22 protein-coding genes are annotated in these 21066 nt (G+C 61.1%); 8 read left to right on the top strand and 14 right to left on the bottom strand.

Annotated elements, in window-relative coordinates; all coding sequences use genetic code 11:
* Positions 1-8 precede the first annotated feature (8 nt).
* Complete coding sequence (locus TRM7557_RS05305) at positions 9-1505, top strand: phosphomannomutase/phosphoglucomutase (protein WP_058289182.1); 1497 nt, start codon at positions 9-11, stop codon at positions 1503-1505.
* 346 nt (positions 1506-1851) lie between these two features.
* On the opposite strand, the gene TRM7557_RS20355 is transcribed toward TRM7557_RS05305, so the two are convergent.
* Both TRM7557_RS20355 and TRM7557_RS20240 read right to left on the bottom strand, forming a co-directional pair.
* Positions 1852-3768, bottom strand: a complete 1917-nt coding sequence (locus tag TRM7557_RS20355; RefSeq protein WP_058289181.1) for an AsmA family protein — start codon at positions 3766-3768, stop codon at positions 1852-1854.
* A gap of 104 nt (positions 3769-3872) precedes the next feature.
* Positions 3873-5678, bottom strand: a complete 1806-nt coding sequence (locus TRM7557_RS20240) for a pentapeptide repeat-containing protein (RefSeq protein ID WP_235811399.1) — start codon at positions 5676-5678, stop codon at positions 3873-3875.
* A gap of 181 nt (positions 5679-5859) precedes the next feature.
* Here TRM7557_RS20240 and rimO point away from each other — a divergent pair, with 181 nt between their 5' ends.
* From rimO to TRM7557_RS05280, 3 genes are read left to right on the top strand one after another with little or no spacing between them, the layout of a single operon-like run.
* Positions 5860-7275 (top strand): 30S ribosomal protein S12 methylthiotransferase RimO, encoded by a 1416-nt coding sequence (gene rimO, locus TRM7557_RS05290; RefSeq protein ID WP_058289249.1) that lies wholly within the window; start codon positions 5860-5862, stop codon positions 7273-7275.
* Positions 7276-7312: 37 nt separating this feature from the next.
* A complete protein-coding gene (locus TRM7557_RS05285; protein ID WP_058289180.1) occupies positions 7313-7870 on the top strand; it encodes a hypothetical protein in 558 nt (185 codons plus the stop codon).
* A 49-nt stretch (positions 7871-7919) separates the two neighbouring features.
* The gene (locus TRM7557_RS05280) at positions 7920-8318 is read left to right on the top strand and encodes a thiol-disulfide oxidoreductase DCC family protein (protein WP_058289179.1); all 399 of its coding nucleotides are present in this window, start codon (positions 7920-7922) and stop codon (positions 8316-8318) included.
* Positions 8319-8320: 2 nt separating this feature from the next.
* On the opposite strand, the gene TRM7557_RS05275 is transcribed toward TRM7557_RS05280, so the two are convergent.
* From TRM7557_RS05275 to TRM7557_RS05260, 4 genes are all read right to left on the bottom strand, one after another.
* Entirely contained in the window at positions 8321-8623 is a 303-nt protein-coding gene (locus tag TRM7557_RS05275; protein ID WP_058289178.1) for a DUF6455 family protein, read from the bottom strand.
* Entirely contained in the window at positions 8620-8892 is a 273-nt protein-coding gene (locus TRM7557_RS05270) for a DUF6455 family protein (RefSeq protein ID WP_058289177.1), read from the bottom strand. Before TRM7557_RS05270 ends, TRM7557_RS05275 begins: the two co-directional genes overlap by 4 nt.
* A gap of 101 nt (positions 8893-8993) precedes the next feature.
* On the bottom strand, positions 8994-9362 hold the full coding sequence (locus TRM7557_RS05265) for a YigZ family protein (protein ID WP_058289176.1): 369 nt from the start codon (positions 9360-9362) through the stop codon (positions 8994-8996).
* Between the two features lie 31 nt (positions 9363-9393).
* On the bottom strand, positions 9394-10053 hold the full coding sequence (locus TRM7557_RS05260) for a M48 family metalloprotease (protein WP_058289175.1): 660 nt from the start codon (positions 10051-10053) through the stop codon (positions 9394-9396).
* A gap of 207 nt (positions 10054-10260) precedes the next feature.
* Between TRM7557_RS05260 and TRM7557_RS05255 the strand changes: the two genes are divergently transcribed.
* A complete protein-coding gene (locus tag TRM7557_RS05255) occupies positions 10261-10509 on the top strand; it encodes a hypothetical protein (protein ID WP_058289248.1) in 249 nt (82 codons plus the stop codon).
* 12 nt (positions 10510-10521) lie between these two features.
* Here TRM7557_RS05255 and TRM7557_RS05250 read toward each other — a convergent pair whose 3' ends face one another.
* Positions 10522-10797, bottom strand: coding sequence for a DUF167 domain-containing protein (locus TRM7557_RS05250; protein WP_058289174.1), 276 nt, complete (start codon positions 10795-10797; stop codon positions 10522-10524).
* 155 nt (positions 10798-10952) lie between these two features.
* On the opposite strand from TRM7557_RS05250, the gene TRM7557_RS05245 reads away from it, so the two are divergent.
* Both TRM7557_RS05245 and TRM7557_RS05240 read left to right on the top strand, forming a co-directional pair.
* Positions 10953-11531 (top strand): nitroreductase family protein, encoded by a 579-nt coding sequence (locus TRM7557_RS05245; protein WP_058289173.1) that lies wholly within the window; start codon positions 10953-10955, stop codon positions 11529-11531.
* 9 nt (positions 11532-11540) lie between these two features.
* Positions 11541-12233 (top strand): EI24 domain-containing protein, encoded by a 693-nt coding sequence (locus tag TRM7557_RS05240; protein WP_058289172.1) that lies wholly within the window; start codon positions 11541-11543, stop codon positions 12231-12233.
* A 57-nt stretch (positions 12234-12290) separates the two neighbouring features.
* Here TRM7557_RS05240 and TRM7557_RS05235 read toward each other — a convergent pair whose 3' ends face one another.
* On the bottom strand, positions 12291-12560 hold the full coding sequence (locus TRM7557_RS05235) for a DUF1467 family protein (RefSeq protein WP_058289171.1): 270 nt from the start codon (positions 12558-12560) through the stop codon (positions 12291-12293).
* Between the two features lie 57 nt (positions 12561-12617).
* On the bottom strand, positions 12618-13022 hold the full coding sequence (gene mce, locus TRM7557_RS05230; RefSeq protein ID WP_058289247.1) for a methylmalonyl-CoA epimerase: 405 nt from the start codon (positions 13020-13022) through the stop codon (positions 12618-12620).
* A gap of 203 nt (positions 13023-13225) precedes the next feature.
* Between mce and TRM7557_RS05225 the strand changes: the two genes are divergently transcribed.
* Entirely contained in the window at positions 13226-13945 is a 720-nt protein-coding gene (locus TRM7557_RS05225; protein ID WP_058289170.1) for a response regulator, read from the top strand.
* Positions 13946-14071: 126 nt separating this feature from the next.
* Here TRM7557_RS05225 and TRM7557_RS05220 read toward each other — a convergent pair whose 3' ends face one another.
* From TRM7557_RS05220 to TRM7557_RS05200, 5 genes are all read right to left on the bottom strand, one after another.
* Positions 14072-15292 carry a DUF1501 domain-containing protein gene (locus TRM7557_RS05220; RefSeq protein ID WP_058289169.1) on the bottom strand — a complete coding sequence of 407 codons (1221 nt, stop codon included), beginning with the start codon at positions 15290-15292 and terminating at the stop codon, positions 14072-14074.
* A gap of 15 nt (positions 15293-15307) precedes the next feature.
* Complete coding sequence (locus tag TRM7557_RS05215; RefSeq protein WP_235811398.1) at positions 15308-16696, bottom strand: DUF1800 domain-containing protein; 1389 nt, start codon at positions 16694-16696, stop codon at positions 15308-15310.
* Positions 16697-16888: 192 nt separating this feature from the next.
* The gene (aspS, locus tag TRM7557_RS05210) at positions 16889-18688 is read right to left on the bottom strand and encodes an aspartate--tRNA ligase (RefSeq protein ID WP_058289168.1); all 1800 of its coding nucleotides are present in this window, start codon (positions 18686-18688) and stop codon (positions 16889-16891) included.
* Between the two features lie 398 nt (positions 18689-19086).
* A complete protein-coding gene (locus TRM7557_RS05205) occupies positions 19087-19767 on the bottom strand; it encodes an aminotransferase class IV family protein (RefSeq protein ID WP_058289167.1) in 681 nt (226 codons plus the stop codon).
* On the bottom strand, positions 19698-20846 hold the full coding sequence (locus TRM7557_RS05200) for an aminodeoxychorismate synthase component I (protein ID WP_058289245.1): 1149 nt from the start codon (positions 20844-20846) through the stop codon (positions 19698-19700). The genes TRM7557_RS05205 and TRM7557_RS05200 overlap by 70 nt, the downstream gene beginning before the upstream one ends.
* Positions 20847-21066: the final 220 nt, after the last annotated feature.

The raw sequence follows: 21066 nt of genomic DNA, 5'->3' as shown, positions 1-21066 counted from the left end.
TTTTCGTTATGACCAAACCGATCCCTGAGGTTAGCCCAAACACCTGGAGCTTCCTGCGCGACGCAATGATCAAACCCACCGGTTTCCGGGAATATGACGCCCGCTGGAAATACCCGGAAGAAATCAACCTGCCCGGCATGACCGCACTGGGGCTCGGCCTTGGCACCCAGATGATCAAACGCGGGATCGAGCCGGTGATCGCAGTGGGCAATGACTACCGCGACTATTCTCTGGCGATCAAAAACGCCTTGATCCTTGGCCTGATGCAGGCCGGTATCCGGGTCAAAGACATTGGCCCAGCCGTGTCGCCAATGGCCTATTTCGCACAGTTTCACCTGGATGTGCCCGCGGTTGCCATGGTCACCGCATCCCACAATCCCAACGGCTGGACAGGCGTCAAAATGGGCTTTGACCGCCCGCTGACCCATGGCCCCGATGAAATGAGCGAACTGCGCGACATCGTGCTGAACGGCGAAGGTGTCGCCCGCGAGGGTGGCTCTTACGAATTTGTCGACGGCGTCAAAGAGGCCTATATCGACGATCTGGTTGGCGACTTCAAAATGTCCCGCCCGCTGAAAATTGTCTGCGCCACCGGCAATGGCACCGCTTCGGCTTTTGCCCCCGAGATCTTCGAACGCATTGGCGTCGAGGTGGTCCCCAGCCACAATGCGCTGGACTATTCCTTCCCCAACTACAACCCCAACCCCGAAGACATGGCCATGCTGCATGACATGGCGGGCAGCGTAAAAGCCTCTGGCGCGGATCTGGCGCTTGGCTTTGACGGCGACGGCGACCGCTGCGGTGTTGTGGACGACGAAGGCGAAGAGATCTTTGCTGACAAGGTTGGCGTCATCATGGCCCGCGACCTGTCCAAGATTTACCCCAACGCCACCTTTGTGGCGGATGTAAAATCCACGGGTCTTTTTGCCTCTGACCCAGCGCTGCAAGCCAATGGCGTCAAAGCGGACTATTGGAAAACCGGCCACAGCCACATGAAGCGCCGCGTCAAAGAAATCGGCGCGCTGGCGGGCTTTGAAAAATCCGGCCACTACTTCCTCGCCGAACCCATTGGCCGTGGCTACGACTGCGGCATGCGGGTCGCGGTTGAGGTCTGCAAAATGCTGGACCGCAACCCGGATATGAAAATGTCCGACCTGCGCAAGGCGCTGCCGAAAACCTGGTCCACCCCCACCATGTCCCCCTATGCCGCCGATACCGAGAAATACGATATCCTCGCCCGTCTGGTGGACAAGCTGGTGGCCAAGGCCGACGCAGGTGAAACCTTCGCGGGCCGCGCCATCAAAGAGGTCGTGACCGTCAACGGCGCCCGCGTGATCCTCGACAATGGCTCCTGGGGCCTTGTGCGCGCGTCCTCGAACACGCCGAACCTCGTTGTGGTCTGCGAAAGCTCTGAAAGCGAAGACGAAATGCGCGCCATCTTTGCCGACATCGATGCGGTGATCCGCACCGAACCCGGCGTCGGCGACTACGACCAGACCATCTAAGCCGTCTGAAACCCCATCAAAAAGCCCCGCCGCGGACCTCTCCGGGCGGGGCTTTCTTTTGTAGGATGATACGGCACACCGCGCTTTGAAGCGCCGCCCCCACGCCCGTTTCTATTGCGTAGCCCCCCCCGTTCGGGCCTCGAACCACGCCCCCAATCAAAAGGCACGTGGTTTGCCACTTCGTGGACCGGCTGGGCTCCGCCCGTTCGGGCCTCAAACAGCGCCCCACGCTGTTTGCCACTTCGTGGTCCGGCCCTCACTCATCTTTTTAGAAATATCCCGGGGGAGGCCGCAGGCCGGGGGCAGAGCCCCCTCTTCCCCCAACGCCCAACGACCCGCGCAAACATCAATCGCGGTTCAGGAACTTCAAAAGCTGCTTGCGCGCCTCTTCCTCAACCCGTTTGCGCAGCGCGTCCTCGGCCTCTTCCACGGTTTCGACCTGTGTCCCCAGCTCTTCGCTCAGTTTCTTCTGAACCGCAGATTTGGCTTGCTCTTCCAGCGCCCGCAGCTCCTCGATCCGGCTCAGATCTGGCGTATAGCTCAGGTTCGACCACGGCCCATGGACGCGCACCGGCACCGAAATCCCATCACCGTTTTCGCCGCCAAATGCGGTTGGCGTGAAGGTGAAATCCATGTCCTGCGCGCCCAGACCAATGCGCCCCGCCCCTGTGGCCTTCAGCAGGTCTAGGTTGGCCGCAAAGTCATCGCTGCGGGCATTTCCCTGTTCAATGTCAAAGCTTGCACTCAGGTTTCTGAAGACCGTGGTGCCGCCATTGCCCCCCTCGGGGTTCATCAGGCTCTGCAGGTCAAACCCTATGAACTTGCCGCGCCCCACGTCAAAGTTTGCGCTGCCTTTCAGGGACCGCATAATCGCGTCCTCGCTGTTGCCGACCCCCAGCAGATCCACCCGCCCCGAGGCCGCGCCAGTCAACGCCTCATAACCGACCGTATGCCCCAGAAACTGCTGCACCTGCACGTCACCAAAGCCGAGCTTTACCGCCACCGACAGGCCCGAGCGATTATTGGCAATCACCTGCCCGTCCACCCGGCCGCTAAACACCGTCAGCGGCGCCAGCGACACCACGGCGCGGGCACGGTCCACTTCGGTCGTGATCTGGCTCGCCCCCAGAACCACCCCGCCATAATCAAGACTGTCAAAACGGATCGCAATCCGCCCGTTCAGCAGCGACAGGGCCGAGGCGTCGATCGGATCTGTGGACCAGCCCGCGTCCCCCGAAGGTGCACCAACATGCGCGCCCCCCGCCGCAGCCGGGATCGTCAGAGCCCCCGCCGTCAGATCAGCCGAGACCTGCATCGGATCCGTCAGGGTCAGCTGCACCGCCCCCTGCACCGCATTGCCATCCAGCTCCAGCGCCAGTCCCTTCAGTGCGACCTGCATCTCTGCCGGAGCAAAGGACAGATCAGTCGTGATCGCCATCGCCTGCCCAAACCCTTTGGGCACTTCAGGGGCCGCAACGCCAAAGGCACGCGCCAAGGCATCCGCGCTCGGCACCTGCGCGCTCAACCGCCCGTTGGCAGTGCCATCCCACGCAAGCTGCCCTGCATATGTCCCTTTGGCCCCTGCCGCCATCAACCGCATATCCACAGCCGAGGGCTGCCCGGCCAGAAAGTCATCAAATGTTTGGATGCTGCCGGAAACCGTCAGCGGTTCGCCAAACGGGCGCAGGGTCGCGCTCAGCGTCGCGGCCTCCCCGCCCTGTGGCCAGTCCAGCGCCACATCCACCTGTTCCAGCGTCACCGGCGCGTCGCCATAGGGCGCATAGGTCAGCCGCGCACCGCTGACCGACAGGGTTTCAATGCTGAAGGACGACGCATCCGACGCCTCTGTTGCAGGCACATCATCGCTGGCCGCATCCGCCCCACTCAGCTCCCAATTGCCGACCCCGTCGGCATTGGTGGCCAGGTTCAGCTCGGGCACGATCGCGGTCAGCTCGGTGATCCGCACGTCGCCACCAATCAGCGCCGCCGCATCCACCCCAATGTTCAGCCGCCCTGCCGTCAGCATCGGCTGAGGCCCGGCCCAGGGCGCATTGGCAATGCTCACGTCATTGGCGCGCAGGCCCAGCACCGGCCAGAACATGAACCGCACATCCCCATCAAAGCGCACCTCGCGCCCGGTCTGAGCTTCGATCTGGCGGGCTGCAATCTGGGCCAGCTTCTGCCCCGGCAGCATCAACAGCACAACCACGGCCAGCGCCACGGCAATCACAATCGCGGAGAGGAGACGCAAGATAAAGCGCATCGGCTTTCCCTTCTGAAAACAAAGTCTTGGCCCGCGCGTTTCAGCACGGGCGATTTGCGCTCAGACTACAGCGCGCGGGCGCCGCGGATCAACCGACGATCCGGTTACCGCAACCGAAACCGCTGCCGCAGAGCGAGGCCAAGGAAGAACAGCAGCGGCAGGGCGGCGACGGTCTGAAAGCCCGAGAATACCTGCACTTCCCATGGCATGACCTCCATAAAGTCTTTCCCAAAGTACAGTCGGCCAAAGCCAAAGACCGGGAAGAGGTTCGACAGGCTAAGACCCGCCGCCGTCCAATTCCCGGCACCTGCTGCGTCACCACCGAAATCCTCGTGGAAAAACAACGTCGCAAAGAAACAATATCCGGTCACCCAGATGCCCAACAGCCAGAGGAGCGGACGTTCGATGGAATAGCCGTATTCTGAAAGCCAGCCGAACAGCTGATAAGGCAACCGTTCGAGGCGCGTTCCAATCTGCCGCGCAAACTGCATTTCCCGGCGAAAGAAGAAATGTTCATCTTCGGGAAGCCCCTGTTTGGCGAGTGCATGACGGATCACGGCGCAACTTTCCCGAGCGACCTCAATTTCTTCCGAACTAAGCTTCTCTTTGTCTGTGGGCCAGTTGTCATTACCAGCAGTGAAACTAGTCTGTGAATGAATAATGGAACCGGCCAAGATCGGGAAACGATGCAAGAAAACAGCATCCCTAAAATTGGTTGGCTTTAGGAAGTGAGCATTGGTGAAATCCGCCTTACAAACCGCTCCGCCCTTTACCCCAAATCTAGTACCCATAAAATACGGATACCCCTCAAAGTTTGCAAAGTGGAATGAGATTTCCTTTTCGAAGGTTGACAAATCAAACTTAGCAACCTCCATAAAGCTTGCTTGCTCGAAAGAGGCAGCCTGCGTGAAAGCTACATTGTTAAAAATGGCACTTTGAGAGAACTTTGCTTGTTTAAAGGAAGCTTGGGAAAATCCGCCACTTTGGAACGAAATTGCTTCCTCGAAAACTGTTCTTTCAAACGAGGTCTCCCCACCGAACTTTACACCGGCGAAAGTCGTAACACCTTTAAAAACCGCGTATTCAAATGAGGCAGTTTTCTCGAACCTCACATCGTCAAAACGCGTTGCATGTAAGAATGCTACAGCTTCAAAATTAGCACCCTCACAAAATATTGTTTTTTTGAAGAGCGCTCGGGAGAACTTCCCGCTGTCAAACATCACTTCACTTTCAAAAACCGCCCTTTCAAACGAGACCTGTTCCGCAAATGATACCCCAATGAATTCCGAGAATCCTTCGAACACCGCAGAAAAAAATGATGCAGTTCGTTTGAATGTCACGCCGACGAAACGCGATTCCTGTGCAAACATCGTACTTTCGAAGCTGACCGATTCAGAAAACAAAGATTGACCAAAATGAGACCCTTTTACAAACGTTGCAAAATCGAAAACAGAAGATCGCACAAACTCCGCGGAATCAAACGAAATATTCGTTCCAAAAACCATCCCCGTGAAAATCATTTTATAAACAAGGGAAACCCGGCCCATGTCCACCGAAACATTTGGGCCACCTAATGAAGGCACAATGATCTCTCGGGCAACCGGGTTGCGTTCTAGGAAAACACGTTCGAGTTCATTTTGCAGCTCTTTCCGGCGTTCTGGCCAAGCCTCAAGTTCCGCAATGTCAATTTTTGAACTCTTGGCAGCCTTTGCTTTTTCTTCGTCACTTAAAAATTGACCGGACCAAGCATTCCACGCCTTGCGGTTCTTCTCGTGCAGTTCCCAGTCAATCTTATGTCCCTTCTGCTCCCCATAAAGGGTCATCAGGATGTACCACGGGTTCTCATTGGCGGGTTTCAGTTCACGCGGGGTATCCCTGCCCGCCTCCGGCGTCTCGCTTTCGTCTTTCATCAAAATATCTCGTCTTCAAAATCGGCTTTGCCCCAGCCTACGCGCCCTTGGCCTGCACGGGCAACGGTGGATCGGGCCCCGCTCCTCCGGCAGCCAGCCGGTGCACGCGCGGTGTACAGGGGGTGTACGCCTGTCACCCCCTCTTTCTTGCCCTTTTCCACAGGCCTGCTATATGCGGCGCATGACACAGAACCCGCCCAGCAATCCGCCAGAGCTCCGCCCCGACCTTGCCCCGAAACCCACGTTGTCGGACACCCCGCGCGCGGGCCAGCCGACCCTTGGCATGGTCTCGCTTGGCTGCCCCAAGGCGCTGGTCGACAGTGAGCGGATCCTGACCCGCCTGCGCGCCGAGGGCTATGGCATTTCGCCCGATTACACCGGTGCGGATGCGGTGATCGTCAACACCTGCGGGTTTCTTGACAGTGCCAAGGCCGAAAGCCTGGATGCCATTGGTGAGGCGCTGAAGGAAAACGGCAAGGTGATTGTGACCGGCTGTCTGGGGGCCGAACCGGATTACATCCGGGAACATCACCCGCGCATTCTGGCGGTGACCGGCCCGCATCAGTACGAACAGGTGCTGGACGCGGTGCATCAGGCGGTGCCGCCGTCGCCCGATCCCTTTGTCGATCTGCTGCCTGCGGCGGGCGTAAAACTGACCCCGCGCCACTTTAGTTACCTAAAGATTTCAGAAGGTTGCAACCACAAGTGCAAATTCTGCATCATCCCCGATATGCGCGGCAAGCTGGCGTCGCGCCCGGTCCATGCGGTGCTGCGCGAGGCGGAGAAGCTGGTGGATGCTGGCGTGCGCGAGCTGTTGGTGATCTCTCAGGATACCTCGGCTTATGGGCTGGATCGCAAGTATGACACCCACCCGTGGAAGGGTGAAGACGTGCGCACGCATATTCAGGACCTTGCGCGCGAGCTGGGCAAACTGGCCCCTGCGGATGAGCTGTGGGTGCGGATGCACTATGTCTACCCCTACCCCCATGTGCGCGAACTGATCCCGCTGATGGCGGACCCGGACAATGCGCTGCTGCCCTATCTGGACATCCCCTTTCAACACGCCCACCCGGATGTTTTGCGCCGCATGGCGCGCCCGGCGGCTGCGGCCAAGACGCTGGACGAGATCCGCGCCTGGCGCGACACCTGCCCCGATATCACCCTGCGGTCGACCTTTATTGTCGGCTATCCCGGTGAAACCGAGGCAGAGTTCCAGCATCTTCTGGACTGGATGGACGAAGCGCAACTAGATCGCGTCGGCTGCTTCAAATACGAAAACGTCGACGGCGCGCGCTCAAACGACCTGCCGGATCATGTGCCGGAAGAGGTCAAACAAGAGCGTTGGGAGCGGTTTATGGAAAAGGCGCAGGCCATTTCCGAGGCCAAGCTGCAAGCCAAGGTGGGCCAGACGATGCAAGTGATCGTGGACGACATTGACGAAGACGGCATCGCCACCTGCCGCACCAAAGCCGACGCGCCCGAGATCGACGGCAACCTGTTCATTGATGAGGGCACCGAGGGGCTGAACCCCGGTGATCTGGTCACGGTTGAGGTCGATGAGGCCGGGGAATACGACTTGTGGGGGGCCATTCGCTGACCTAGGGTTCGGCGCAGATTTTGACGAAAGACCTTTCATGAAATTTGCGCCGATTGACCTGAAACCCTTTGTCGCCAAATGGAACGCCAATTGGGCGGCCTCGGCCGACAAGCAAGAGCACTATACCCAAAGCTACGCTGCGCTCTGCGCCTTTGGCGCACGTGTGGAAACGGCAGAAGACCTGATGGTTCTTGGCCACGCCACCTATGGCTGGATGCCGACGATCCTTAAGGATCATGAGAACCTAAAGACGGCCAATATCAACGCGATCCGCGCTGGTGAGGTGCCGGACAAGCCTTTGCTCAACACCTCTTGGGTCGGCACCTCCAAACTGATGCATTTCCTCGCACCCGATGTCTGGCCGATCTGGGACAGTCGCATCGCGCGCCATTTCGGAATGGTTCATCGCCATCAATACGACAAACGCATAGCTTACTCAGAATATGCGGATTTCCTAGGTTCAGAAGTGGGCAAACATGCGAACCCGACCGACTGGGGGGATTTGCGGTTTCTGGAACTGTGCTTGTTCTCGGATCGTCTGCCGAAGGACGAAAAAAACACCACGCCAAAGACCCCAGCGGCGGACATGGCCTAAAATGTCGCACCGCCTTGTCGCACAAGGGGCCGCCGCCTAGATTTCAGGTATGGAACAGCACCAAGATCCCCCTGCCCCGGTTGCGGGCCAGACACAGACCGAAGTGCTCTATAATGCGGAGTGTCCGGTCTGCAATTTCGAGATTTCGCATTATGCCGACCACGCCCGCGACAAGGGGCTGGCGATCCGCTTTGATGATCTGAACTCGGGCGATCTGGCGCGCTGGGGGCTGGACGAGGACACCGCCGCGCGCAGGCTGTATGTGCGTCAGGGGGATAGGCTGCTGAGCGGGATTGATGGGTTTCTCGTGCTTTGGGCCGAGATGCCAAAATATCGCTGGCTGGGGCAGATCGTGGCGCTGCCCGGCGTTCTGCAGCTGGCGCGCTTTGGTTATGATTACGTGCTGGCGCCGATCATCTATCGCTGGCACCGCTGGCGCAAAGGCTGAGGTCAGTCGTCTTTCGTCTGCGCCGTCTTGAGGGTCTCGAATATGGCTTTGTTGGCGCAGTAGCCTGGCACCTTCTCCCGGTCCGCACCGTGAACATGCAGCGTGCAGGGGCAATCGCAGCCTGCCAACCTGCAGCGCGTCACCATCTGCGTATGATCTTGCCGCGTGATCAGCCCGTCGCGCATCGCGGCATCTAGGTCAACACCAATGCCTTCGGCCACTTTGCGGGTCAGCCAGATGTGACGATACGCATCGCCCAGAACCGGTTTTCCCTTGCCGTTGAACGGGCCCTCATGGCGGCTCATGTCTCGGCCTCGTCCAGCTTCAGGAACGCCAGAAGATCACCGTTGCGGCAATAGTCCGGCGATTGCGCTGCCGGGGTCGCGCGGGCCTCGCTCAGCCACTGTTGGCAAGCCTCGACCTGACCGCAGCGGGTGCAGCGCAGCACGGATTCCGCGATTTCGTCAAACTGCAGGTTGCCCTTGATGGCTTCTTCCTGCAGATCCACGCCCACCGCATCGCCCATGCGGGTGAACAGATCGGCGTGTTTTTTCAACTGGCACTGGTCAATCATCGCGCGTTCTCCGTGAACTGTTCTTGTGAAAAGCTACACAGGGAATAGACGATTTAGCTCAGCACCGCTTTGATCGAGGTCAAATCGCCAAACGGCGACGCTCACAGGTCTTCCAGATAGGCGCGCACCGCGTCCTGCACCCGGCGGAACCGGTCGCCGCCCAGTTTTTTGCCGCCGTACCAGCGGGTCACGATAATGACGTGGTCCTTGATCCCTTCGCGCTCCATCATGCGCAGGATCACCATGCCCGCCCCGCTTTCGCCGTCATCGGCCTTCAGCCCACCGGTGGGCAGCAGCGCGGCCCAGGTGTTATGCGTGGCTTTGGCGTAGGCGCGGTCTGTTTTCAGCAGGTCCAGCACCGCATCGACCTCGGTCCGGCTGGTCACAGGCGCTCCGCTGACCGCATATTTGGACCCCCGGTCCGTCAGCACCACGCCCAGTTGGCGCAGGCCCAAGTTTTGATCTTCCATCTGTCCCGCCTGACACCTGCAAAAGGCGCGGTTATTCCAGCCCGAGGGCCGAAATCGTGTATTCCACCGTGCGGATGCGGTCCGGGTTCGCCGGGTGAGAGCCCAGGAACTGGTCACCGGGATCCGGCACCTGCTCGAAGAAGGCCAGCCCCAACCGGGGGCTATAGCCTGCCAGATGAGTGATTACCGTGCCCAGCGCATCCGCTTCAAGCTCAAAGGCTTTGGAATAGCTGCGCCCGCCGACAATCGCGCCCAGGGCTTGGGCGTTCTCAATCTCGGCCTGAGATCCGCCCAGTCGCGACACCGCCGCGCCCAGATGCGCAGCCCCCTGTTCGGCGTGCTGGTGTTGCAGGTCCAGATGGCCCCGAATGTGATGGGCGGCCTCATGGGCCAGTACAAAGGCCAGCTCGTCATCGGTGCGGATGTTTTTCAGAAGTCCCCGTGTCACGGTGACAACCGGGCGCCCCTGACGGTCCAGCCCCTGATAGGCATTTGCCGGCGTGTGGTGCGAAGGATCTATGCGGATCAGGAAGTCACAATTGGCGCTGGGGCGTTCATCGCGGCATTGGGCCTCTGCGATGGGTTCGACACGCGCGGCGACTTCGGAGAAATGGACCCGCGCCGCATCCCGCACAGGCGGCAGCGCACATGCCGTCAGGGCCAAAGCCGAAAGAATCATCCAATGTCGCATAAACAAACCCGTACCAGTGGTCGCAGCCTAACGGCTCTGGGCCCGGCTGCAATGACCACTTGGTCAAGAGATCGTGTTTCGCCGGTTCCTGCCGATCCAACGGCGCGTGATCTGAGGATGTGCGGTTTTTAAGGGCTTTTGCCCCGTCCCCGCCGACCGGTGCGGCCCATGCTTGCCAGCGCGCGGACCGCCGTGCATGCTGGGGCTATGTTTACCATCGAACACGAGTTTGACTCGACCGTCATCACCCTTGTGGACGAGGGCCAGGCCCCCCTTCTCGAGGACATCTCTATCAACGCCTTCTCCGAATGCGTGACGATAGAACAGCTGGATCCCCGCACCCATCAGGTGCAGAAGATCACCCTGTCCCCCAGTCAGCTGAACGATCTGGCCGCCGCGCTGGATCTGCCCGAGGGGATCTACCGTCTGGTGCGCGACGACGCCAAGGCAACCTAGCAGGCAGGCGCCTTAGCCCTGCACAACAAACACCTTGTCGCGGGACGCAGCCCCGCGGCGCAGCTCCAAGCGGCTGGCGGCAATCCCCAGCGCCGAGGCCAGCAATTGCCGCACGGCTTCCGTGGCTTTGCCATTCTCCGGGGCGGTCGTGACCTGCACTTTCAGCCCCGCCTCCGTCACCTGCACCGTGTTGCGGCTGGCTTTGGGGGTCACCCGCACGGCAATCTCTGCTCCTGTGATCGCCAGATGGGACAGATCCGGCAGGTCTTTTTTCTTGGGCTTGCCCATTTCTTTTATCCCGATTTGGTTCTGTTCCGGCGCGTATTGCGGTAACCGCTGTCTTGCCAGCTTTTTTGCGCCAGCGCTATTGCCCCTCTTCCCCTTGATCTTACAGCCCCGCTGCCCGACATAGGGGATACCCCATATGTAAAGAGGTTTCACATATGCCCGACCGCAATGCCGCCGCGCTGGAGTTTCTGCTGACCCGCCGGTCCCGCCCCGCCAAGACCCTTGTGGCCCCGGCGCCAACACGCGACCAACTCCAAGAGATCCTGACCGCCGCCGCCCGCACGCCTGATCACGGGATGCTTGTGCCCTGGCGGTTCATCGTCATCGAAAAAGGTGCCATGGCCCGGCTGGCGGATCTGACCGAGGCCACCGGCCAGCGCCTTGGCAAATCCCCCGAGGACATCACCAAAGGCCGCAGCCAGTTCGATCTGGGTCAGCTTGCGGTGGTTGTGGTCGAAGTTCAGCGCGAAACCGAGAAATTCCCCCCGGTCGAGATGACCTATTCCGCTGGTGCCGTGTGCCTGTCGCTCTTGAACGCCGCGCTGGCGGCGGGTTGGGGCGCGAACTGGCTGTCTGGTTGGGCCAGCCATGACGCGGACTTCCGTAAAGAGGCCTTTGGGCTGGGCGCCAACGAACGCATCGCAGGCATTGTCCATATTGCCACCGAAGGCCCGCGCCCGCCCGAACGCCCGCGCCCGGATCTGGCCGCGATCACCAGTTACATCAGCGAATAAGGCGCAGGCATGATTTTTACAGCTTTTGCCAAGGCTCTGTCGCAGGTTCTGGACCCGCGCTTTCGCTCTGTGCTGTTACGCGGGATTGGTCTGACGCTGGCGCTGCTGATCGGCGCATATGTTGGTATTGTGGCACTGATCCAATGGCTTGTTGGCCCCTCGGTCACCCTGCCCTGGGTCGGCGAGGTCACATGGATCAATGACCTTCTGTCCTTTGGATCGCTGTTTGTGATGATGTTCGTGTCCATGGTGCTGATGGTGCCTGTGGCCTCGGCCATGACCTCATTGTTTCTGGACGAGGTGGCACAGGCCGTCGAAGACCGCCATTATCCGCATCTGCCCGCTGTGCCGGGCCTTGGTCTTTGGGACAGCCTCAAAGATACGGTGAACTTCCTTGGGGTGATGATCGGGGCAAACATTCTGGCGATCGTGCTGTATCTGATGTTTGCACCTTTTGCGCTGTTCATCTTCTGGGCGCTGAACGGCTTCCTGCTGGGGCGGGAATATTTCACCCTCGCCGCGGCCCGCCGTGTGGGTCTGGTCGAGGCCAAGCGTCTGCGCCGTCGTCATTTTACAACCATCTGGGCCGCGGGCGTGCTGATGGCCATGCCGCTGTCGCTGCCGCTGGTGAACCTAGTGATCCCGATCCTGGGTGCTGCGACCTTTACGCATCTCTATCACATGCTGGCAAAGAGGAGCTGAGCAGCCATTTTGGTGCAAACGAAAACGCCCGGCCAATGGCTGGGCGTTTTTTGTACCTTAGCCTTGGAAGTATTCGCGCAGGCTGAAGCTTTTGATGTCGAGATTTCCAAACAGAATGATGCTGGCCACCAGCACCCAGATCAGCGCCGCCAGACCGGTGGTGATCCAGGCCTTTTTGCGCAGATGGTGATGTTCCGGTGCGCCCGCATGGGTGCCGGGCACAACCTCGCCGATGTCGCCCTGCGTGGTCACCCGACACGGCAGGACCACAAAGAACGTCATAAACCAGATCACCGCATATAGAACGAGGCCTGATGTAATACCCATGGGCGCGTTTTCCTCCTCAGATGCGGGCCGCAACTGGCCCGCCTGTCTGAGATAGCTTTAAACCTGCTCCAGTTCCACCAGGCAGCCATTGAAATCTTTGGGGTGCAGGAACAGCACCGGCTTGCCATGGGCGCCGATCTTCGGCTCGCCCGAGCCCAGCACCCGTGCGCCCTGCGCCTTCAGGTGATCGCGCGCGGCCAGAATGTCTTCGACCTCGTAGCAGACATGGTGAATGCCGCCTGCGGGGTTCTTCTCCAGAAAGCCATTGATTGGGCTGTCATCGCCCAAGGGGTACAGCAGTTCGATCTTGGTATTGGGCAGTTCGATAAAGACAACGGTGACCCCGTGATCGGGTTCATCCTGCGGTGCCCCCACTGTGGCGCCCAGCGCATCGCGATACTGCGCCGAGGCGGCCTCCAGATCCGGGACTGCAATCGCAACATGGTTTAGGCGACCGATCATTTCTTTCTCCTCAAGCTGAAACACACGGGTCATTTTGTTGCGCCCAGACAGACCATTTTCATTCATTTATTGCAACCTCCTTTCCCGAAGTTCCCCTGCGGCATAAATGCCAGACAAGAGGCGCGGAGGTTCATCGTTGCATTAACGCAAAATTAGCCCGGAATTTTTAACCTGATTCCAGTAAAGTCAGTGAGGATCACGACATGGACGATTCAGACCTGTTTGCGTCAGCCAGCCGCCTGAGCAACCCACGCCGCCCGCTTTTGGGCCTGACCGTTCTGGTTGTCGAAGACAGCCGATACGCCTGCGAGGCCATGCGCCTTTTGTGCCTGCGATCTGGCGCTCGTATCCGGCGCGCCGATTGCCTGAAGTCAGCCAACCGACATCTGCAGGTCTACCGCCCCTCTGCGGTGGTGATTGACCTTGGCCTGCCCGACGGCTCTGGTCTCGACCTGATCCGGGAACTCAGCCAATGCACTCCGCGTGTATCGGTTATTCTGGGCATGTCCGGCGACGACAACGCCGAAGCCGCCGCGATCGAGGCCGGTGCGGATGGGTTCCTGCCAAAACCCGTGACCTCGCTGGGCGCGTTTCAGACCGCGATCCTGTCGAAACTGCCGCCAGACCGCCAGCCGGTGGGCCTGCGCCAGGTGTCCGACGAAGAAATCATTCCCGACCGCCTTGCCTACCGCGATGACATGGCCCACGCGGCCGAGGTTCTGAACGACGACGAAAGCGACAAGTCCTGGGATTATCTAGCGCAGTTCCTGGGCGGTGTCGCCCGCAGTGTTGGCGATGCCCCCCTTGCCGATGCCGCAGCCGCACTGGCTGCGTCCCGCAAGGAAGGCCGCTCCATTGCCAGCGAAACCGCGCAGATTGCCGGTCTGGTTCAGGAACGCCTGCAGGAACGGGTGGCCATATGACCGCCTTTATGATTGTGACTGTCTGCCTTGTCACCCTCGGCGCAGCCCTTGCCGTACAATCCGTTGGGTTCGCCAAGGAAAAGCAACGCGGGTAAGCCGGCACCTGCACGGCTTGATCCCGCATCTTCAGGACAGAAGGCCCGGATCCTCGCCCATATCGAGGCCGGGAAACACCTTGGCTTCCAGATCCGCGCGCGTCAGCGGCGCGATCCCCCGTAGGATCCATGCCGCAGCACTGCGCACATCTGCGGTGGGCAACAGGTCCCGGCGATCATACAGGTCGCCCTCTTCCAGCCCCGGCCAGGCGCCAAAAACGCGTCCCCCCCGCACAGCCCCGCCCGCCAGCAGCATCGCCCCACCAGTGCCGTGGTCTGTGCCTTTTGAGCCGTTTTCCCGCGCTGTGCGTCCGAACTCTGTCATGGCCACCACAGCGGTCTTGCCCCAGACCTCGGCCCCAAGCCGGGCCTGAAGGGTCAGAATCACCTCAGCCAGGTCTGACAGCCTGCGCCCCAGCCGTTCGCGTTGCCGCGCGTGGGTATCCCAGCCATTGACCGAAAAGGCCGCAATCCGCGTGTCGCCCCGCAACCGCTCTGCCGCATAGGCCGCCAGCGCCAGCGGACCATATTGCGGCAATCGCGGGGACATGTCGCCGGACATGCCTTTGGCTTCGGGATCAAAAAAGGGATCGGTCGCTTCTGCCGACAGGCTTATCGCCTCGTTCAGGGTGGCCTCGAACAGTGGATCGCCTTCCATCACATGCACCAACAGCTGCTCGGTCTGCGGGCTGATCCGCATATTGGCTTTGGGGTGCCAGTTGGCGACCGGAGCCGCCCCCTCCAACACCTTCATCTGCCCCAGCGCAAAGGCCGTTTCGCCTTCGACACCGGGCACGCATTGCAGCATCCGGTTCAGCCAGCCATCCTGCGCCGCGCCCACATTCAGGGTTCCCGCCTCGAGCAGATCCTGCCCCTCAAAATGGCTGCGCTTGTCGCGATACGGGGTAGAGACCGCATGCACAACCCCCAGATCCCCCGACCGCCACAGCGGCATCAGCGGGGCCAGCGCCGGATGCAGTCTGTAAAACCCGTCGAGGTCCAGATCCGCACCGGAAGCGACATCGGCGGCCGTCAGACCGGGACGCAGCGCGGCAAAATGCGGATCCCCTGTGGGCCGCACCACATCCAGCCCATCCATGCCACCGCGCAGGATGATCACCACCAGCCGGTGATCCCAAGGGGCGGCGGCAAAACTCACCGGCGTGATCAGCGGGCTTGCCGCAAGCGAACAGCCCAGCACACCGGACCGCAGCACGGATTGGGCCAAAAAATTGCGTCGGTTCAATACCATCGGCTTCTCCTTTGCTCAGCGGCGGTTGAAGGCAGGCGACATGAGCACAAGCCCAATACCATCTTTGCGCGTCTCGGCGGCGGCGGCCGCGAAACGAAGGCGCCCCTCAACAAAGGGGCCCAATGCGGTGTCGGCAAAGCTGCTTGGATCGGGCAATTGGTCAATCAATCGCACCGGCGCCGCCATGGCCCAGCGCAGCCGGATCGCCAGCCCCGGCGGCGTCAGCCAGGCTGTGTCCTCCTCTGGCCATCCATCCGGGCCGTCCGGCCTTTCCCATGTCTGCCCCAGCGCGCGCAGCGGCAGGTCAAACAATTGCCGCAAGCCTTTGTCGCCGAGCCGCGACAGATCCGCGGCCCCGACATCCAAGGCCCGCAAGGCCGAGGTGATAAAATCCAAAGGCGGTTTGACATTTCGCAACTGCGCCCCCCAGGCGTCGGGGTGCTGTAGCAGCGCCTCGTACACCGGAAAAAGCGCGGTATCATGGTCCAGATAGGCGGTCTCTAGCGCTGTAATCAAAGGCTCTGGCGGAGTGTCCGAAATGAAATGCACCGCAAGCTTGCGGGCAAGGTGACGCGCGGTCGCCGGGTGGCGCGCCAGATCCTCAAGCGCGGCCCGAATGGGCGCAAGCCCCGGCTCCGGCCCATAGGACTGGCCCAGCACGACCTCCGCCCCCGGCTGCGCCCGGTTAGGCTGGAACACGCGGCGGCCTTTCACCCGAAAGCCAAGGCCCGTAAACAGCGCTGCCAGCTGCCGCACATCCTGCTGCGCATAAGGCCCATCCACCCCCAGGGTGTGCAGCTCCAGCACTTCGCGCGCGAGGTTTTCATTCAGCCCAAGGCCAAGTTGCTGGGCGGCGGGGCTGTCAGGTCCGACGGACCGCGACTGGTCCAGATAGTGCAACATCAACGGATGCATCACCGCAGCGGTCAAAAGATCGGCAAATCGCCCGGTCACCAGCGGGCGCAGATCCGTCTGCACATAGGGGGTCGCCCAATGGCGCAGGGCCTGATTTTTGCCCAGCGCAGTGAAATGATCGCCCCAGAAGGCGACCAGACGTTCGCGGAACCCGTCCTGACCGGCAATCCGTCGCAGCATCACCTGCCCCGCCCAGCGCCGCCGCGTCTGGTTCATCTGTTTCAGCTGAGCATTGACGGCTGCGGTGGCCGCCTCATAGCCCGCCTGCCCTGCCTGTGCCTTCTGCGCCCTAAGCAACCTGCGGCGCTCCGCACTCAAGGCCCCTGCCGCCTTCAGGTCAGGTATAGGAAACGCCCGCGCATTCAGATCAGGCCCCGAAAGCCGCGCCAGCATATCCGCAACCGACACCGGCGCAGCGGTGCGCGGTGACAGACCATAGCCAAACCGAATTTCGGCCAGCGCTGTGGAAAAGGTCAAAAGCGAGTACACGATCGAGGCTCCGGTTTTGGACGGGCACCTCAAAGCCTAGCCCGAAACCCATAATAACGCATCTCACAAAGTCGCGGCGCAGACGCCACCGGTTGTCGCCATTCCCACCCCGACCTGAATCGGCCCCCAAAGAAAAAGGCCGCCCATCAGGGCGGCCTTTAAGCAGTGCAGACTGCTAATCTATTTGTAGGATTATTGTTCCTGCGGAATGACGCGCAGGTTCAGTTCCATCAGCTGCTCTGCGAGCGGCTCAGAGGGCGCGGACATCATCAGGTCTTCGGCGCGCTGGTTCATCGGGAACATGATGACCTCGCGGATGTTGGCCTCGTCCGCCAACAGCATCACCATCCGGTCGATACCAGCGGCACAACCACCGTGCGGCGGCGCGCCGTATTGGAAGGCATTGACCATGCCGCCAAACCGTTTTTCGACTTCGTCCTTGCCGTAGCCTGCAATTTCAAAGGCTTTGAACATGATTTCCGGGCGGTGGTTCCGGATTGCACCGGACACCAGCTCGTACCCGTTACAGGCCAGGTCATACTGGTTGCCGCGCACATCCAGCGGATCGCCATTGAGCGCGTCCATCCCGCCTTGCGGCATGGAGAACGGGTTGTGTTCAAAGTCGATCTTGCCGGTCTCTTCGTCTTTTTCGTAGATCGGGAAGTCCACGATCCAGGCAAAGGCAAAGCGATCGCGCCAGTTCTCGTCTTCCGGCGCTTTGGGGGTTTCTTCCCAGATCACGTTCCGCGCGCGGCCTGCGATGGCCTCGAACGCCTTGGGCTTGCCGCCGAGGAAGAAGGCCGCGTCGCCCACGCCCAGACCCAGCTGCTGGCGGATCGCCTCGGTGCGCTCGGGGCCAATGTTCTTGGCCAGCGGACCGGCGGCTTCCATGCCGTCCGCCCCTTCGCGCCAGAAGATATAGCCCATGCCGGGCAGACCTTCTTGCTGGGCGAATTTGTTCATGCGGTCGCAGAACTTGCGGGAGCCCCCTTTGGGCGCGGGGATGGCGCGGATCTGGGTGCCTTCCTGCTCCAGCAGCTTGGCAAAGATCGCGAACCCAGACCCGGCAAAATGTTCAGAGACCACCTGCATCTTGATCGGGTTGCGCAGGTCCGGCTTGTCAGAGCCATACCAGAGGGCGGCGTCCTTATAAGAGATCTGCGGCCACTCATCCGCGGCGTCCACTTTGCGGCCCTTGCCGAATTCCTCGAACACGCCCGCGATCACCGGTGCGATGGTGTCAAAGACATCCTGCTGGGTGACAAAGGACATTTCCATGTCGAGCTGGTAGAAATCGGTCGGCGAGCGGTCGGCGCGCGGATCTTCGTCGCGGAAACAGGGCGCGATCTGGAAGTATTTGTCAAAGCCCGACACCATCATCAGCTGTTTGAACTGCTGCGGCGCCTGCGGCAGGGCGTAGAATTTGCCCGGATGCAGACGGGAGGGCACGAGGAAGTCGCGCGCGCCTTCGGGGGAGGATGCGGTGATGATCGGGGTCTGGTATTCGTTGAAGCCCTTGTCCCACATGCGCTTGCGGATCGACTGCACCATATTCGACCGCAGCAGCATGTTCTGCTGCATCTTGTCGCGACGCAGGTCGAGGTAGCGATAGCGCAGACGGGTTTCTTCCGGGTATTCCTGATCGCCGAACACCATCAGCGGCAGCTCTTCGGATTTGCCCAGCACTTCGATGTCGCGGATGAAAACTTCGATCTCGCCGGTGGGGATCTTGTCGTTCACGAGGCTTTCGTCACGCGCTTTGACGTTGCCATCAATGCGGATACACCACTCGGAGCGGACCTTTTCGATCTCGGCAAACACGGGGCTGTCCGGGTCGGCCATGACTTGCGTGACGCCATAGTGGTCGCGCAGGTCGATGAACAGCAGGCCGCCGTGGTCGCGGACCCGATGGACCCAGCCCGACAGGCGGACGGTTTCGCCCACGTTGGATTTGTTCAGTTCGGCGCAGGTATGGCTGCGATATGCGTGCATGGTTTGGCCTCTTTGCGGCTGGGGGCGCCCAATGGGGCGGCCCACGTCATTCGTCCGGGTCGATACACAGGTTTGCGCGCACATTGTCAAGCAAAGCTCGGCCTGCAACACCGCGACCCAAAGGTCTTTCACGCCTTTTGGCGTGCCAGACCTCCAAAGGGAGCGCTCCCGCGGCCTCAGGCCCCGCAGGCAAAGCCTGCGCGCCCCTCGCTGTTGGGCCTGGCGCCGCGCCTCTCGGCGCGGCGCGCAACCGCTTGTGGCCGATGCTGCGCGGCGTCATATTGTTCACACGCAACCGCAGCGCGCCGCAGGCGCGCTGCCATGCCCAACGGGAGCGGATCGCGCCAGCGATCCTGCGACGGGCGGGAGCCCCCGTCCGTGGCTGGGCGCACCGCCTGTTAAGAGCGCGCGCTCGCCAGCCATTGAGCAGATGTCGCACCGCGCAGCGAATTGGTGAGCTCCAAATGTGCCGCCGCCCTCAGATCGTCAGGGTGCAGGACGGCTTCGCGGACCCAACCCGACTCCAGCAGGCTTTGACGAAAGACCCCCGGCAAGCATCCGCTGTGCAGCGGAGGGGTCAGACGGTCGCCCTCCGGTGTTGTCAGCACAAGATTGGTGATCGTGCCCTCGCACAGTTCTGCACGTTCGTTGACAAATACCAGTTCTTCCACCCCCGCAGGCAATTCGGCCCGCGCCTGATCATAAAGCGCACGACGGGTCGTCTTATGCTGCAACCAGACATCCTGCGAATCCAGTACCGTATCGGCAATCTTGAACCGCATGACCGAAATCGGCACGGGAAAAGCCGCCAGCGTCAGATCAAACCCACCCGATGCAGAGAGGGTCAGACGGCAGCGCAGCCGGTCCGCGCCTCTTACCGGCTCCAGCGCTGCCCTTGCAGCGGACGGGTCAAAGACAATCCCCAGCGCCGCTGCGCTGCGCTGCATCCGGGCCAGATGCAGATCCAGCCGCGCGATGCCCTGACCGGGGTGATACCCGAAGGTCTCGATCAGGCGGAAGTCCGGATCGTCTCGGATGGCATCGCGGTATTGGTGATCTGTGCGAACCGGGCTTTCCACAGCGCCTCCTCATATTCCGATGCGGCGGTGCTGTCCCAGACAAGCCCACCGCCGACGTTAAAGCGCGCCTGATCGCCGTCCAGCATCACCGTGCGGATCGCCACATTGAACTCGCTGCGGCCATCAGGTGCGGCCCAGCCAATGCTGCCGCAGTAAATATCGCGCGCCTCGGGTTCCAGTTCACGGATCACTTCCATCGACCGGATCTTGGGCGCGCCGGTGATCGACCCGCAGGGGAACAACGCCTCAAAGATCGCGTCCAGACCCTTGCCCGAGGCCAGCTCGGCCCGGACCAGCGACACCATCTGATGCACAGTGGCATAGCTTTCGACCGCAAAAAGTTCCGGCACATGCACCGACCCGGTGCGCGCCACGCGGCTGATGTCATTGCGCAGAAGATCCACGATCATCAGGTTCTCGGCGCGGTTCTTTTCGTCCTGACGCAGGAAATCGCGGCGCTTGGCGTCCTCGACCGGGTCTTTGGACCGCGGCTGCGTGCCTTTCATCGGGCGGGTTTCGATCACGCCGTCCGCTGTTGTGCGAAAGAACAGCTCTGGGCTGCGCGACAGGATCGCAGGCAGCCCCTCCTGTTCGATCAAGGCGCCATAGCCCACGGGCTGGCGTGCTTGCAGCGCGGCATAAAGCGCCTCTGGCGTGCCCTCGGCCGTGGCCTCGATCGGGAAGGTCAGGTTCGCCTGATAGAAATCGCCCGCGCCGATATAGGCTTTGACCTGATCAAAGGCTTGCGTGTAGCGCGCTTCGTCCCATTTGGGGCGCGCCGGGCCAAACCCCGCCTCCCCCGCGACAACGGGCGCGTCGGCCACGGGGCCGTCGTAGACCCCAAACTGCAACAGCGGCAACTTGCGGTCTTCAGGCATCAGATGCGCCAGCTTTGGTTCCAGCGCATAGCCCAGCTCGTAGCTTGCATAGCCCGCAACCCAGGCGCCTTCGGCGCGCGCGGCCTCGATCGCGGCCAACGCGGTACGTGCCTCATCCGGTTCCCATGCGGTGATCACACGGGTCGCGCCCGCAAAGCGTTGCGCGGTTCCATCGGGACCTCTGTCAAAGCGGATCAGCACGCGCTGGACCTCCAAATTCTAATCTGACCTGCCATATAGCGGTTTGTGCGCCTCGTGAAAGGGCTGAAAACGGCAAATTGCAGATCGCACCCGATACTACTTGCACCTTTCGTCCGGCTGCCTATAACGCAGGACAATTTGGCACCAGCCTGTCGCCGATTCAGTTGGTGCCGCTCCAAAGACCTATCCTCGCGCCGCAAACGCCCGCACTGCCATCGAA

This window comes from Tritonibacter multivorans, assembly GCF_001458415.1.
GTDB classification, from domain to species: Bacteria; Pseudomonadota; Alphaproteobacteria; order Rhodobacterales; family Rhodobacteraceae; genus Epibacterium; species Epibacterium multivorans.
This window is presented reverse-complemented; position numbering and strand designations above follow the sequence as displayed.

What these genes read in the sequence shown, in the direction of transcription:
- TRM7557_RS05240 (WP_058289172.1), top strand. Translation starts at nt 11,541, where the DNA reads ATGATTTTTACAGCTTTTGCCAAGGCTCTGTCGCAGGTTCTGGACCCG.
- TRM7557_RS05250 (WP_058289174.1), bottom strand. Translation starts at nt 10,797, where the DNA reads ATGGGCAAGCCCAAGAAAAAAGACCTGCCGGATCTGTCCCATCTGGCG.
- TRM7557_RS05245 (WP_058289173.1), top strand. Translation starts at nt 10,953, where the DNA reads ATGCCCGACCGCAATGCCGCCGCGCTGGAGTTTCTGCTGACCCGCCGG.
- TRM7557_RS05235 (WP_058289171.1), bottom strand. Translation starts at nt 12,560, where the DNA reads ATGGGTATTACATCAGGCCTCGTTCTATATGCGGTGATCTGGTTTATG.
- TRM7557_RS05260 (WP_058289175.1), bottom strand. Translation starts at nt 10,053, where the DNA reads ATGCGACATTGGATGATTCTTTCGGCTTTGGCCCTGACGGCATGTGCG.
- TRM7557_RS20240 (WP_235811399.1), bottom strand. Translation starts at nt 5,678, where the DNA reads ATGAAAGACGAAAGCGAGACGCCGGAGGCGGGCAGGGATACCCCGCGT.
- TRM7557_RS05305 (WP_058289182.1), top strand. Translation starts at nt 9, where the DNA reads ATGACCAAACCGATCCCTGAGGTTAGCCCAAACACCTGGAGCTTCCTG.
- mce (WP_058289247.1), bottom strand. Translation starts at nt 13,022, where the DNA reads ATGATCGGTCGCCTAAACCATGTTGCGATTGCAGTCCCGGATCTGGAG.
- TRM7557_RS05255 (WP_058289248.1), top strand. Translation starts at nt 10,261, where the DNA reads ATGTTTACCATCGAACACGAGTTTGACTCGACCGTCATCACCCTTGTG.
- TRM7557_RS05280 (WP_058289179.1), top strand. Translation starts at nt 7,920, where the DNA reads ATGGAACAGCACCAAGATCCCCCTGCCCCGGTTGCGGGCCAGACACAG.
- TRM7557_RS05285 (WP_058289180.1), top strand. Translation starts at nt 7,313, where the DNA reads ATGAAATTTGCGCCGATTGACCTGAAACCCTTTGTCGCCAAATGGAAC.
- TRM7557_RS05225 (WP_058289170.1), top strand. Translation starts at nt 13,226, where the DNA reads ATGGACGATTCAGACCTGTTTGCGTCAGCCAGCCGCCTGAGCAACCCA.
- rimO (WP_058289249.1), top strand. Translation starts at nt 5,860, where the DNA reads ATGACACAGAACCCGCCCAGCAATCCGCCAGAGCTCCGCCCCGACCTT.
- TRM7557_RS05270 (WP_058289177.1), bottom strand. Translation starts at nt 8,892, where the DNA reads ATGATTGACCAGTGCCAGTTGAAAAAACACGCCGATCTGTTCACCCGC.
- TRM7557_RS05265 (WP_058289176.1), bottom strand. Translation starts at nt 9,362, where the DNA reads ATGGAAGATCAAAACTTGGGCCTGCGCCAACTGGGCGTGGTGCTGACG.
- TRM7557_RS05220 (WP_058289169.1), bottom strand. Translation starts at nt 15,292, where the DNA reads ATGGTATTGAACCGACGCAATTTTTTGGCCCAATCCGTGCTGCGGTCC.
- TRM7557_RS20355 (WP_058289181.1), bottom strand. Translation starts at nt 3,768, where the DNA reads ATGCGCTTTATCTTGCGTCTCCTCTCCGCGATTGTGATTGCCGTGGCG.
- TRM7557_RS05275 (WP_058289178.1), bottom strand. Translation starts at nt 8,623, where the DNA reads ATGAGCCGCCATGAGGGCCCGTTCAACGGCAAGGGAAAACCGGTTCTG.
- aspS (WP_058289168.1), bottom strand. Translation starts at nt 18,688, where the DNA reads ATGCACGCATATCGCAGCCATACCTGCGCCGAACTGAACAAATCCAAC.